Below are 11,636 nucleotides of genomic sequence, written 5' to 3' on the forward strand. Positions count from 1 at the left end.
TTATTGCGACAGGTGTTCATGGGCCCAGACCGCTATGTCCAGCAGGCGGGCGTCATCACCCTTTCGTCCGATCAATTGAATGCCAAGCGGCAAGCCATTTTGGTCGGTTCCGAACGGCAAAGCGACCGAAGGCACCTGCAACAGGTTCCACATCCGGGAAAAAAGCGGATCTCCAGTAGCGTCCAAACCGGCAGGGGCTGGTCCGGGGGCCGACGGGACCAACAGAGCGTCCACATCACGGAACATCTGGTCCAGCATCGCACCCGCCCGGTCGCGCAGGTCCAGCGCAGCTTGGTATTCTGCGTCGGTGACCGCCAGTCCCGCTGTGACAAGGTCATGAAATTGCGGGCTGACGGCAGGCATGCCGATAGCGTATTCCGCAGCGCGCTGCCGCGCGACTTCATAGCCCATGACGGTGATCTGAGCCTGCGTGAGTTCGGCAAAAACGGGTGGAAAGGCAATTTCTCCGGTCTCTGCCCCCGTTGCGGCAAGGGCAGCCAACGCACGCGTGCATGTGTCTCGCATCTCGACCGAACCGTCCCGCCAGTGCGGGCCGCGCATTAGGCTGATCCGAGGCAAAGTCTCGTCGAACTCAACTGGCGGTGCGGGGTCAGTTTGGCACATTACCGCATCGGTCAGCACAAAGTCGCGGGGATCACGAGCCAGAAGGCCGAGTGTATCCAGGCTTTGGGACAAGCCCATGACACCCGTCAGAACATACCGTCCGGTGGTTGGCTTGAACCCGCAGACCCCGCAATACGCTGCTGGTCGGATCAGCGAGGCTGCGGTTTGCGAACCAAATGCGAGCGGAGCCATGAAATCGGCCACAGCTGCGGCAGAGCCGGATGACGAGCCTCCCGGCGTATGCGCCGGATTCGCCGGATTGGCAGTTTTACCGGGCTTGAAGTAGGCGAATTCGGTGGAGATGGTTTTTCCGATTGGGATCGCGCCCGCGTCCAAAAAAGCCTGAACGCATGCTGCATTGCGGTCGGGGCGGCACCCGGCATACAGGTCGCTACCCCATCCTGTCGGCATGTCTTCGGTGTCGATGATATCCTTGATCACAAACGGCACGCCATGGAGCGGCCTACCAACGGGGAGAGTATCGGCGGCCTTTGCACGCTCCATGGCGCGGTCCGCATCGAGGGTTTGAAAAGCCCCGATGACGGGTTCACGGTTTGTGATCCGGTCCAAATGGGCCGCCATCACCTCGGAAGGCTTCACCTCACCTGCCCGGATCAATGTGGCAAGTTCATGGGCAGAATTATGGTTCAGCCCGGTCATGCCTCCAGCGCTTTCAACGCGTCGGCAAAGGGGGCGACTGGCATGTCGTAGATGCCACCGCCCAAGCGACCGGCCTCGCCCAATCGGTCAAGAATGCCCAGCCCGATCACAGGCCCCGAACCCTGTTCCACGGCACCCCGCGCCGTGCTGCCCAGCCGAACATCCAAGGCCCGGAAATACGGATGCGTTCCGGCTGACAGACCTGACATTCGCGCTTGAGCGTCGTCGGGCAGATAGGCACCCAGACCCTTCTTTTGTTCAGGGCTCAGATCTATGGCCATTGCCCCCAGCCCGAATGCCTCGACCACGGCACTGTCGCCGATCGCGCCAAGGGCGCGGTCCTGCGGCAAATCCACGTCAAACGCCCCCTTGGGAGGGCTGGCCGGATTTGTGAACCAACGGCCCGGTAGGCCCGAGATCTGGATGCCAACTTCGCGCCCATTGCCGCCTGCAGCGGTGACGAAGCTTGATCCTTCAATGCCCTCCGCCAGTTTCATCATGCATTTGGTCGCCGCCATCCAGAGGTTGAGAAATAGTGAGGGTGAGCTGTCCATAAAGGCCAACACGTCGTCATCCGTGATCCCGCTGGTGGTGCGATCCTTGAGTTCAGCAATCAACGCCTGTGCGGCCACGGGTGTCCGGCCATGGCAATCATCCCCGCCCATCAGGCCGATCACGGCCAGCGGGACCAGCGCGATCCCTTCGGCAATCCCTTTCTCCAGAACATCAAGAAACCGGGTGTTGAGCCAGCGAATGTGGTTGAGCACCGCCTCGGACCTCAGCCCTAAACGCATGGCCGGGCGGCTGCCTGCATTGATCGGCGCATAAACACGTTGTTGGCCGCGCCACGCGTCATAGACTGTGTGCAGCGGCATATCCGCCGAGACCACAGCCGCCAGAGGTGTCACGACATCGTGGTCTTGTGCGGGTTTCAGCACGATCTCGCCTGCGTTAATCATCGCCTCGGCCTGATCGAAATTCTGCGCCAGCCCTTGCCAGACTGCAGCGACACAGGCCGAGTTCAGGATCGGCGCGGTGATCTGATCCGGGCTGGCGAAGGCGGGACCGGCATGTAGCAGGACATTTTCGTCCAACCTCAGCGCCTCGGACGCAGTATTGAACCGGTTCCAGACCGGTTGTGTCACCATGGCCTTGTCGAACGCCAGCTGATCAGCCGGATGCAGCATCAAGTATCCTCCGGCGGGATGATCCATGTTTCCGAGAAGTAGAGGAAGGCAGTCGTTGTTTCATACCCAGCCTGCACCCGTGTGCCCAACTTGCCCGGTAATGCGTGACCATTAACGATGATCTGAGCCGAATGTGCTGGCACCAGTAGCGAGAACATGTTCTGCTCGCCCGAAGCGACCTCATGCGGAGACAGCTCCAGCGCGCGAGGCGGCTCGAGCCCTTCCCAGACCAGTTCAACTGTCAGGTTTTCTCCGGCGATGGTTTCGGTATAGCGGTGGCTCATCGGATCGCCCGAGGATCGGACGACCTGCGCGCCTATCTCGGGCAGGGAGGCAAAAGCGGGAGCATTTGCGAAAGCGGCCAGTTTGCTGATGAAGTTGGCCTTCAGAAAGGCGGTCAGATCGGGATTATCGCTCAGGATCACGTTCGGTGCCTCGGGCGGTCCGTCCATCTGATCTGGCGTTCCGTACAGCAGCAGCACCTGACCTTGCCCAACCGGAGACCATGCCACGCGAAAGAACAGCGCCATAGCGGTGAAATTGTTGTTGTCGTCTTTCAGCAGGATGCCGGGGTTCTCGCCTGTCCAGTCGACGGTTCCGGGGGTGATCGGTTCGTTCAACGGCATTACAGATCCTCCTGCGGGGTCACCCAGGTTTCGGAAAAGGCCAGAAAGGCGGTCGACATGGTGCGGCCAAAGAACTGGCGGCTTGCAACCTGACCGGGGAGCAGGGTGCCGTTGATGACGACCTGCGCCGCCTTGGCCTCAAGGAACACTGAATACATCTCATGCTCTTTGGTTGCCGAGTTTTCCTTAGTGACCTCAACCGGCAAGGGTGGACCCATTTCCTGCCAGATCATCTCGACTGTAACGCCCGAGCCGCGCAGGGTCTCGGAATAGCGCGACCTCAAATCGCCGGGGCGTTTTTCGACGCTGTCACAGTCCAGCCAGCTCATCGCGTCGAGGCCTGCCTTTCCGATGAAGGTGGGCATCTTGGTGACCCAACCATCCACGATCCAGCGCATCATGCGTTGGTTGTCCGTCATGATCAGATTGGGTGCTTGCGGCCAACCCTGAGCTTGATCCGGCGCGCCCAGGATCAATGCAGCATGGCCCCGACCATAGGGCGACAGTACCACCCGAAAGAACAGCGCCAGCGTGTCATAGTGGCCCTGCGTTGAGTTCTGTTTCAGATAGATCCAGGGGTTTTCGCCGGACCAGTCGACCCGGCCCGGATTATGTGGAACACGATTGGTCATGACCAGCTTGCCTCATACTTTTTCAGCGCATCGACGATGAACGTCTTGCGCGCCTCGCCCTGCAAATGGTCGCCAGATTTGTAGATCTCAGCCACCTGATGCGAGATTTCCTTGAGCACAGCACCATCGTCGCGGCCGTCCTGAAGCGGGATGCGCAGCATTGTGTCCCCGGCATAGGTCGGTATCACCTGACCGGCAAAGCTATCGGTCGGTTGCGGGGGGGACTGACCGTCTTTCAACGCACGAATGGCGTTGCGCAGCAGGCGGCGTGCCTTGGCCACACCCCGATCCGTAAAGCTGAGGTTTTCGCGGGCATGGATGTTCCGCGGCCCTTGACTGACCCAGGCGTCATAGTCGCCGGGGTCCCGCTGGCGCATCTCATAGGGTCGATCGGGATCCTGGCCATAGAAATCGGTCATCCCAAAGCCCACTTTGTTTTTGTCCGTTAGGCCCTTTGGATCGTCATTCGCCGCCGCATCCCGGAAGTGGCGCCATGCGATGACCATCGTGTTGGTGTCGTCAATTGGGGTTATCCAACGCGACAGCCCGCCGCGCCCAAAATAGCGTGACCCGTCTGGCACCGGGAAGTGGCCGCCATTTTGCGTGAACGACGGCAGCATATGGTCATGTATGCGCACCCAGACGATATCTTCGACACGTCGGACATTGGTGTAAAAATCGCCCGTTTGACTATCGTGAAACTCGATCATCGGCATCTCGGCAAAAGCGTCGATGAACTGGCTGCGAACGGCCAGTGTATGCAGGTAGACAACATGGAACGGGTCCCATGCGTTTTCCATCACCTGAAGCCAGTTGCACGGGGATTTGATGAGGTAAGGCACCAACTCGTCGCCATCTTCGTCAAATGTGTCCATTACTGGGAATGGGGGTTGCTCCTCGGGGGGACCCATAAATGCAAAGGCCAAACCCTTGTATTCGATCACCGGATAGGCCCCCAGACAGGCTTTTTTCTTGACTTGTGAGGCGGGCGGCTCACACGGGGTTTCCAGAATGGTGCCGTCCAAACCGTACTTCCAACCGTGGTATGAGCATCTAATTCCGCCTTCCTCAACGATGCCGAACTCCAGGCTCATGTTGCGGTGGCAGCAATGCAGATGGGTCAGGCCCAGCTTGCCCTCTTTCTTTTCCCGGAACAGAACCAGATCTTCGCCCAGAATACGCAGGCGATAGGGCAGGTCGCCAATCTGATCGGTCATTGCCACCGGCATCCAGAACCGGCGCAGGTATTCGCCGCACGGAGTGCCCGGGCCAACCTCGGTCAGTTCCGGGTCAGGTTCTTGTTGCCAGACTTTTTGTTGGTCGTGACCGCGGAAATTGCCCTTGGGGGCTGAGAAATGATCGTTCATGCCGTCCTCCGTGCGTATCGGTGGTCAGGGAAACGGATCGGGTACCGGCGTGGTGCCGGTCCAGATCGATTTGACCTGACAGAAATCCCTTATGGCGTCCGGGCCCAATTCACGCCCGTAGCCCGACAGTTTGATCCCACCAATCGGGCAGGCAGGGTCAACGCTGCGATAATGGTTGATGTAAACAGTGCCCGCCTCGATTGCCTCGGCTACCCGCGCGCCCTTATCGGCATCGGTGGTCCAGACACCGGCGGCCAGCCCGTAGTCGCTGTCATTGGCCAGCGCGATGGCTTCGTCTTCGGTGGTGAAAGAGGTGACGGCCAGAACCGGTCCGAACACTTCTTCACGCCAGAGCTGCATGCCGGGCGTCACATCGTCGAATACCGTTGGTCCGATATAGAACCCATTCCGGCCTGCAGTCGTGGCGGTGCCGCCCAATAAGCAAATCGCACCGTCGGCTTTGGCGCGTTCGATCATTGCCGTAACCTTTTGCAGATGCGGTTCATTGGCCAGCGGTGCGACCTGAGTATCCGGGTCCATCGGATCCCCCATCTGCAATGTGCGGGCGCGGTCGATCAGGCGGGATAACAGCCTGTCCTTCAGCCCGGCCTCAAGGATCAGCCGCGATCCGGCGACGCAAGTCTGACCATTTGACAGGAAGATGCCGGACAGAATTCCGTTGACCGCATTGTCCATGTCACAATCGGCAAACACCACCTGCGGAGATTTGCCGCCCAGTTCCAGCACCGCCGGGATTACACCGGCTGAGGCAGCCTCGGCCACTTTTCGTCCGCCAAGGTCCGAACCGGTAAAGGTGACCTTGCGTGTTAGAGGGTGGCGGACCAGTGCTTCGCCGACCTCGTGACCCAGTCCGGTGACGACGTTCAGCACCCCGGGTGGTAGTCCCGCCTCATGTGCCAGGCGTGCGAATTCCAAGGTTGAAGCCGAAGCCATTTCCGAGGGCTTCACTACAACCGTATTGCCAGCTGCCAGTGCCGGGGCCAGTTTCCATGCAAGGATCATCAGCGGAGAATTCCAGGGCGTGATGGCGACCACGACGCCATAGGGCCTAAAGTGGCCCACGCTATGCACGCCGGGGATGGAATTGGCCTGAGGTTCGGGCTGCAGCTTGCGTGCCTCTGTCGCAAAAAACCGAAACCAGCTGTGCAGCCCGGCAAACTGCCCGCGCACCTCAGTAATGCGTTTGCCGTTGTCGCGAATTTCGGGTGTGACAAGGTCTTCCCACCGGGTTTCCAGCATGTCAGCTAAACGATCAAGCATATCCGCCCGTTCTGTCGGCCCAGCTTTGGCCCATGGCCCGCTGCGGAAGGCCTGGTCGGCGTCCCGGATGGCTATGTCGGCGGTCTGTGCGTCGCTACGGGCGATCATGCTCCACACCTGACCGGTGGCGGGGTCGATACTGGGCAGGGTTTCACCGTCCCAATCGACAAAGGCACCGGAAATGAACGGTGAATAGGTTTTCATTCAACTTTCCTCGGACAGAGGTTGAGCCACCAATGCCAACAGATCGCCACGGCGCACCATGCCACGATTGCCATGAGCCAGAACGTGCCCGGCTGTGGGAAATTTAAGTTCGACAGCCGAGCGTTCCGGTTCGGTGGGGAAATGCAGCGTGCCTGCCAGATCGCCTCGTTTAACCTGTTGTCCTGCGGAGCAGCGTCGGTCGAACAGTCCATCTGCGGGTGCATGGACCGAATGCGATGGATCGGCGATTTCGATACATTGCGTCGGAACAGGATCCGGTGCACCGCCGGGCAGGATACGTAAATGCCTCAGACAGCGTTTGAGTCCGGTTTCGGCAAGGTCCGCGGCATGTGGATCGACACCACCCCCGCCGTTGAGTTCAGCTGCGATCATCGGGACACCAACCCGCGCGGCCGCGGCATTCACACTTCGGTTGTCGTTATGTGCGCCCAGCACCCAGATCAGAGGCAACCCGAAAGCGCGGGCCAGTTCCATGTTGGAAGCGGTCAGGTCCGCGCCATCCCCCCGCGCTGCCAAGGCGCAGGGCTCGAATACAGACGCCTTGCCACCCGAGTGCAGGTCAATAGCGGCATCCACGCGCGGCAGCAGTATAGTCTCAACATAATGCGCCAGCATCGCTGTCGGACCTCCATTCGCGGCGCCAGGAAAAGCCCGGTTCAGGTTTTGCCCATCCAATGGCGAAACCCGCGATGAAGCCAGAAACGCGGGGGCGTTCAAGGCCGGGATCAGGATCACCTGTCCGGTCAGGTCAGATGGGTTCAGCTGGGCCGCTAGCCGCAGGATCGCAGCGGGTCCTTCGAATTCGTCTCCATGAATGCCGCCCAAAATTAGAACAGAAGGTCCGGGTTTCCCACGTAAGCTGATGACCGGGATCGGGTGGTATCCCAACGGTACGGCATTGTCGGACCATTTCAGCATCAGATCCCCGGACTGTCGACCTGGCGCATCCAGATCGATGGTCAGGTGAAGCCTGCTGGGTTGGGGTGAAAGCGTATCGGTCATCCGGGTTCTTTTGCTGAGTCACAGTCTTCATAACATAATTTTTTTGAAAGTGAATTGCTTAGAACTCCATGCTATGTGATATATGGTGAAAATTGCCATTACCGCCCTCTGGCGGTGCCGGAGGAGTTGGATGGGCATAACCCTCGCAAAAACAGGAATAGGCAGGATTAAACCTCATATGATTGGAGGGGCGTCTGCTGACGTTCCACCGCCTGCGATCCTTTTGAACTCGAATGAAAGCGTGTTTGGTCCTAGCCCGTCTGCCCGCGCTGCCGCTTGTGCGGCAATCAGCAATGTCGAGCGCTATTTGGAAAACCCTGACGATATCCTGGCCCCGGCGATTGCCGCGCAGTACGGGTTGGATGCGGCCCGGATCACCACAGGACAGGGATCGGACGATCTGCTGGCCCGTCTGGCCCGTGCCTACCTAGGGCGGGGCACCGAGCTGATCCGCAGCGCTAATGGCTATCTCAAGGTGCCAAACTATGCTTTTGCCAACGATGCCGAGGTGGTGTCAGTCGCGGATGACGCATTCAAACCTTCGGTCGACCGGATGATTGATGCGTTGACCGAACGAACCCGGATCGTCTACCTCGCCAATCCGGAGAACCCGGCAGGCACCTATCTGAACGGCGCAGAGCTGCGGCGCCTGCATGCCGCGTTACCGGAAAACGTTCTGCTGATCATCGATGCTGCCTATGAGGAATATATCGATACGGCGGATTATGAGCCCGCGCATAAGTTGGTAGAGGCTGCCAAAAACGTGGTCATGTGCCGGACGTTTTCCAAGATATTCGGGCTGGCTGGGGCGCGTGTTGGTTGGATGTACGGGGCCAGCGATGTGGTGGACAATGTATGCCGGATCGGCCTGACCTTCCCGGTGGCGTCCTCTTCGGTCGCAGCGGCTGTTGCGGCACTGGAAGACACGGCACATACCCGTTTCGTGCGAGAGGCTAATTTGAACAACCGAGCCTGGCTTAGCGCCGCGCTAACGGAAATGGGTCTGCATGTTGTCCCAAGTCAGGCCAATTTCGTACTGGTTCATTTTCCGGACCCTGTGAAATCTGCGGAAGCGGCCGATCACTACCTACGGGGACAGGGAATTGCTGTGCGCCGGTTCGCCTCACCCGCCTACCGTGATTATGTTCGCATCACTATCGGTCATAGGCATGAACTGAAGGCGGCACGGGATGGGCTTGCCGCATTTCTGGACGGAGGTGCCTGATGGTTGCGTCCCCTCTACCGACCGAATATACGCCGCAGGTCAAGCATCCTTCAGGTGCGGCTATCATCGCTGCTATCAAAGCGGCGGGTGTTGGTGAAATCGTGGCATTGCCGGACATCGTTACCAGTGACGGGCTGCTCTGGCCGATCTCGCGAGATCCCGAATTTCGCCTGACCCGGATCTGCAAGGAGGATGAGGGCGTCAGCATCTGCGGGGCGATGTCCTTTAACGGCACGCGCGCGATCCTGATGATGCAGCAAACGGGGCTGATGGATTCATTGAATGCGATCCGGGCCATTGGCGTCGATTATGAACTGCCGGTCGTTATGATGGTCGGTCTGCAGGGTAAGGAGCCACATATTCACCCCGACCAATCTGCCTCTTACGGGGTGCGGATTGTTCGGCCAGTGTTGGATGCGATGGAACTGTCACATTCCCTGATCGAATGGCCAGGGGACGAGGCTCATATCCCGCAGGCGATTGAAGCGGCATATGCAACTTCAAGACCCCATATTTTCCTGATCGGCCGAGCACCGGAGGCATCATGACCATGCACCGCGACGCAGCGCTTAAGGCCCTGATCCCTCATATCCGCGAGGACGATATTGTTGTTGCCGTGTATCAGAGCTGTTTCGACTGGCTTGCCCTGAACCCGCGCGACCTTAATTACGTGGCCGTCGGGGCGATGGGGCAGGCGTCGTCCCATGGTCTGGGTCTGGCGCTGGCCAATCCTGACAGGCGGGTCATCGTTCTGGATGGCGATGGCAGCCTGCTGATGAATCTTGGGACATTGGTGACGATTGCCAATGCAGGGGTGACGAACCTCTATCATTTTCTGTCGGCTAACCGGGTCTATGAGGTGAACGGGTCGCATCCCCTGCCTGGTGCGGATAGAGTTGATTTCGCCGCCATGGCCTGGGCCGCCGGGTATGCCAGTGTGCAGCGCTTTACGGAGCTGGATCAGTTTTCAGCTGCGGTGCCTCAGGTTCTGTCATCCACCGGCCCGCAATTCGTCTCGATGGAACTGACGGCAGGTGCCCCTTACCCTCGGGACTACGCCTATATTCACAGCGCGCAGGCGCGAGCCAGTTTTCGCGAGGCGCTTAATCGTCGCTGATCTGCGATTGCACGATCTTCAAAAAGGACTGTCCCACGGCGGACAAGGGCTTGTTCTTGGACCAGAACAGGACTGCCCGAAACGTCAGAGGCGCCGCAAAAGGCAGCGCGACACAATCGGGAATGGTTTTGAGATAATCCAGGCTTGCTCCGACAACCGAAACTCCGAGGCCGCGGGCGACCAGACGGCACACTGCGTCGGTAGTGCGGGTTTCATACTGCATCTGACGTGAGATGCCTTTGGCCTCAAAAAACTGGTCAATCTCAAACCGGAAGCGTGAGGACGGCATATATGAGATAAAGCTCTTACCCGCCAAGTCCTGCGCCTGAACTATGGTTTTCTCTGCCAGAGGATGGCCGGTTGGAACGACGCAACAGACGTCGCTGTTCCGGATAACCAGGCTGTCAAAGGACGGGTTGGCGGGTTGGGTTGTCGTGATCCCGAAATCGTAATTCTGCGAAACCATCCATTCGACGGCGTCATCGCTGGGCGCGATTTCCATTCGGGCCATGGCTTTTGGCCAAGTAGCAGAAAATTCCTGAAGCAGATCCGGAGCAAGCTGAGAGGACACCCCCGGCGTGATCACCAGGTTAAGCCGCGCGTGACCGAACTTGCCAATGGCATTGGCGGATTCCTTTATGTGCTCCATGCCGCTAACGGCCTGCCGAACTTCTTCCACCAGCAAGCGTGCTTCATCCGTGGGTACCAGGACGCGGCCCGAGCGCTGAAACAGCTGAAAACCGACTTCGGCCTCGAAATCCGAGATCAGGCGGCTGACAGCGGGTTGCGAGATTCCCAGCATCGCTGCTGCTTCGGTTACAGTTCCGGTGGAGACGACGGTTCGAAATGCATCAACCTGTTTGAAGGTAATTTTCATGGGGGCTCAGTGCCTGATTGGGATATGCGGTCGGATTATTCATAGTTTCACATAATACAAGAATATGAAACGGTCCGGGTAGGTTATACGGCCTGAGGGTGCCAAATCGCGGTCTGAATCTACTGCGGGCGAGTTGATACAGTGATGAATTCGATCTCATCCGACACGATCTTGCAAAACCCGTGACGCAGCTTGGCATCGAAGCTTAGGGTATCGCCAGTTGCCATAACAAAATCCTCGGTGCCACACCTGTATATAGCGTCGCCCATTATCATGTAGAGAAAAACACAGCCTTCGTGCTGGTAACTGGGCAATGTCCCAGATTGGTCCTTTGAAATGATGATACGGGCAGATTGAAACAGACCTCCCGGCCCGCCATGTTTACCAAGCAACAGGTAGTTATGCACGTGGCCCTGCGTAATACGCCGGGACATGAGACCTTCGCCTGCTTTGACGTGATGTACGTCGGCCGAAACTTCGGTGTCCGCAAACAGGGCCATCAGAGGAACATCCATCGCGTCCGCCAAAGCCTGTAGCGTGCCAAGAGACGGAGAGACGCTACCGTTCTCAATCCGGCTGATCATCGAGGTCGAGACCTGCGATGTTGTCGCCAGCTCAGAGAGGATCAGATTGCGTTCCTGCCGTAACCTTTGCAATGTTTGCCCGACTTCACGCTCGATATCTCTTTGTTTGATCACGGTTTTCAGTGCCGATACTGCTGTTGTTGCTTAGAAGATTGTTTGCTTTAGTTGTGTCAGTTTTTTGCATTCAGTCAATTGGTCTTTGTCAGGTTATTGAAGGCCGTTCAGCAGA

12 protein-coding genes are annotated in these 11,636 nt (G+C 58.5%); 3 read left to right on the forward strand and 9 right to left on the reverse strand.

The features are described from left to right. Genes AC2FFH_RS20475 through AC2FFH_RS20505 form a run of 7 tightly spaced genes read right to left on the reverse strand, consistent with a single transcriptional unit; the run spans window position 1 to window position 7,604 of the window. A complete protein-coding gene (locus tag AC2FFH_RS20475) occupies window positions 1-1,284 on the reverse strand; it encodes an amidase (protein ID WP_496845216.1) in 1,284 nt (427 codons plus the stop codon). Further along, window positions 1,281-2,471 (reverse strand): YlbE family protein, encoded by a 1,191-nt coding sequence (locus AC2FFH_RS20480; protein ID WP_496725716.1) that lies wholly within the window; start codon window positions 2,469-2,471, stop codon window positions 1,281-1,283. Before AC2FFH_RS20480 ends, AC2FFH_RS20475 begins: the two co-directional genes overlap by 4 nt. Next, the gene (locus AC2FFH_RS20485; RefSeq protein ID WP_496845217.1) at window positions 2,471-3,097 is read right to left on the reverse strand and encodes a hypothetical protein; all 627 of its coding nucleotides are present in this window, start codon (window positions 3,095-3,097) and stop codon (window positions 2,471-2,473) included. Before AC2FFH_RS20485 ends, AC2FFH_RS20480 begins: the two co-directional genes overlap by 1 nt. Then, window positions 3,097-3,729, reverse strand: coding sequence for a hypothetical protein (locus tag AC2FFH_RS20490; RefSeq protein WP_496845218.1), 633 nt, complete (start codon window positions 3,727-3,729; stop codon window positions 3,097-3,099). Before AC2FFH_RS20490 ends, AC2FFH_RS20485 begins: the two co-directional genes overlap by 1 nt. After that, window positions 3,726-5,096 carry a Rieske 2Fe-2S domain-containing protein gene (locus tag AC2FFH_RS20495; protein WP_496845219.1) on the reverse strand — a complete coding sequence of 457 codons (1,371 nt, stop codon included), beginning with the start codon at window positions 5,094-5,096 and terminating at the stop codon, window positions 3,726-3,728. Before AC2FFH_RS20495 ends, AC2FFH_RS20490 begins: the two co-directional genes overlap by 4 nt. 24 nt (window positions 5,097-5,120) lie before the next feature. Next, on the reverse strand, window positions 5,121-6,581 hold the full coding sequence (locus AC2FFH_RS20500; RefSeq protein WP_496845220.1) for an aldehyde dehydrogenase: 1,461 nt from the start codon (window positions 6,579-6,581) through the stop codon (window positions 5,121-5,123). Beyond that, window positions 6,582-7,604 (reverse strand): succinylglutamate desuccinylase/aspartoacylase family protein, encoded by a 1,023-nt coding sequence (locus AC2FFH_RS20505; RefSeq protein WP_496845221.1) that lies wholly within the window; start codon window positions 7,602-7,604, stop codon window positions 6,582-6,584. Between the two features lie 178 nt (window positions 7,605-7,782). Here AC2FFH_RS20505 and AC2FFH_RS20510 point away from each other — a divergent pair, with 178 nt between their 5' ends. From AC2FFH_RS20510 to AC2FFH_RS20520, 3 genes are read left to right on the forward strand one after another with little or no spacing between them, the layout of a single operon-like run. After that, the gene (locus AC2FFH_RS20510) at window positions 7,783-8,829 is read left to right on the forward strand and encodes a pyridoxal phosphate-dependent aminotransferase (protein WP_496845222.1); all 1,047 of its coding nucleotides are present in this window, start codon (window positions 7,783-7,785) and stop codon (window positions 8,827-8,829) included. Continuing rightward, the gene (locus tag AC2FFH_RS20515) at window positions 8,829-9,377 is read left to right on the forward strand and encodes a decarboxylase (RefSeq protein ID WP_496845223.1); all 549 of its coding nucleotides are present in this window, start codon (window positions 8,829-8,831) and stop codon (window positions 9,375-9,377) included. The genes AC2FFH_RS20510 and AC2FFH_RS20515 overlap by 1 nt, the downstream gene beginning before the upstream one ends. After that, window positions 9,374-9,946 carry a thiamine pyrophosphate-dependent enzyme gene (locus AC2FFH_RS20520; RefSeq protein ID WP_496845224.1) on the forward strand — a complete coding sequence of 191 codons (573 nt, stop codon included), beginning with the start codon at window positions 9,374-9,376 and terminating at the stop codon, window positions 9,944-9,946. The genes AC2FFH_RS20515 and AC2FFH_RS20520 overlap by 4 nt, the downstream gene beginning before the upstream one ends. Here AC2FFH_RS20520 and AC2FFH_RS20525 read toward each other — a convergent pair. Together AC2FFH_RS20525 and AC2FFH_RS20530 are read right to left on the reverse strand one after the other, a co-directional pair. Next, window positions 9,933-10,823: a LysR substrate-binding domain-containing protein gene (locus AC2FFH_RS20525; RefSeq protein ID WP_496845225.1), complete on the reverse strand. Its 891-nt coding sequence runs from the start codon at window positions 10,821-10,823 to the stop codon at window positions 9,933-9,935. The genes AC2FFH_RS20520 and AC2FFH_RS20525 overlap by 14 nt on opposite strands. 119 nt (window positions 10,824-10,942) lie before the next feature. Further along, window positions 10,943-11,521, reverse strand: coding sequence for a helix-turn-helix domain-containing protein (locus AC2FFH_RS20530; protein WP_496845226.1), 579 nt, complete (start codon window positions 11,519-11,521; stop codon window positions 10,943-10,945). Window positions 11,522-11,636: the final 115 nt, after the last annotated feature.

The sequence above is a fragment of the Ruegeria sp. YTSC003 genome, from assembly GCF_059609785.1.

What these genes read in the sequence shown, in the direction of transcription:
- AC2FFH_RS20475 (WP_496845216.1), bottom strand. Translation starts at nt 1,284, where the DNA reads ATGACCGGGCTGAACCATAATTCTGCCCATGAACTTGCCACATTGATC.
- AC2FFH_RS20480 (WP_496725716.1), bottom strand. Translation starts at nt 2,471, where the DNA reads ATGCTGCATCCGGCTGATCAGCTGGCGTTCGACAAGGCCATGGTGACA.
- AC2FFH_RS20485 (WP_496845217.1), bottom strand. Translation starts at nt 3,097, where the DNA reads ATGCCGTTGAACGAACCGATCACCCCCGGAACCGTCGACTGGACAGGC.
- AC2FFH_RS20490 (WP_496845218.1), bottom strand. Translation starts at nt 3,729, where the DNA reads ATGACCAATCGTGTTCCACATAATCCGGGCCGGGTCGACTGGTCCGGC.
- AC2FFH_RS20495 (WP_496845219.1), bottom strand. Translation starts at nt 5,096, where the DNA reads ATGAACGATCATTTCTCAGCCCCCAAGGGCAATTTCCGCGGTCACGAC.
- AC2FFH_RS20500 (WP_496845220.1), bottom strand. Translation starts at nt 6,581, where the DNA reads ATGAAAACCTATTCACCGTTCATTTCCGGTGCCTTTGTCGATTGGGAC.
- AC2FFH_RS20505 (WP_496845221.1), bottom strand. Translation starts at nt 7,604, where the DNA reads ATGACCGATACGCTTTCACCCCAACCCAGCAGGCTTCACCTGACCATC.
- AC2FFH_RS20510 (WP_496845222.1), top strand. Translation starts at nt 7,783, where the DNA reads ATGATTGGAGGGGCGTCTGCTGACGTTCCACCGCCTGCGATCCTTTTG.
- AC2FFH_RS20515 (WP_496845223.1), top strand. Translation starts at nt 8,829, where the DNA reads ATGGTTGCGTCCCCTCTACCGACCGAATATACGCCGCAGGTCAAGCAT.
- AC2FFH_RS20520 (WP_496845224.1), top strand. Translation starts at nt 9,374, where the DNA reads ATGACCATGCACCGCGACGCAGCGCTTAAGGCCCTGATCCCTCATATC.
- AC2FFH_RS20525 (WP_496845225.1), bottom strand. Translation starts at nt 10,823, where the DNA reads ATGAAAATTACCTTCAAACAGGTTGATGCATTTCGAACCGTCGTCTCC.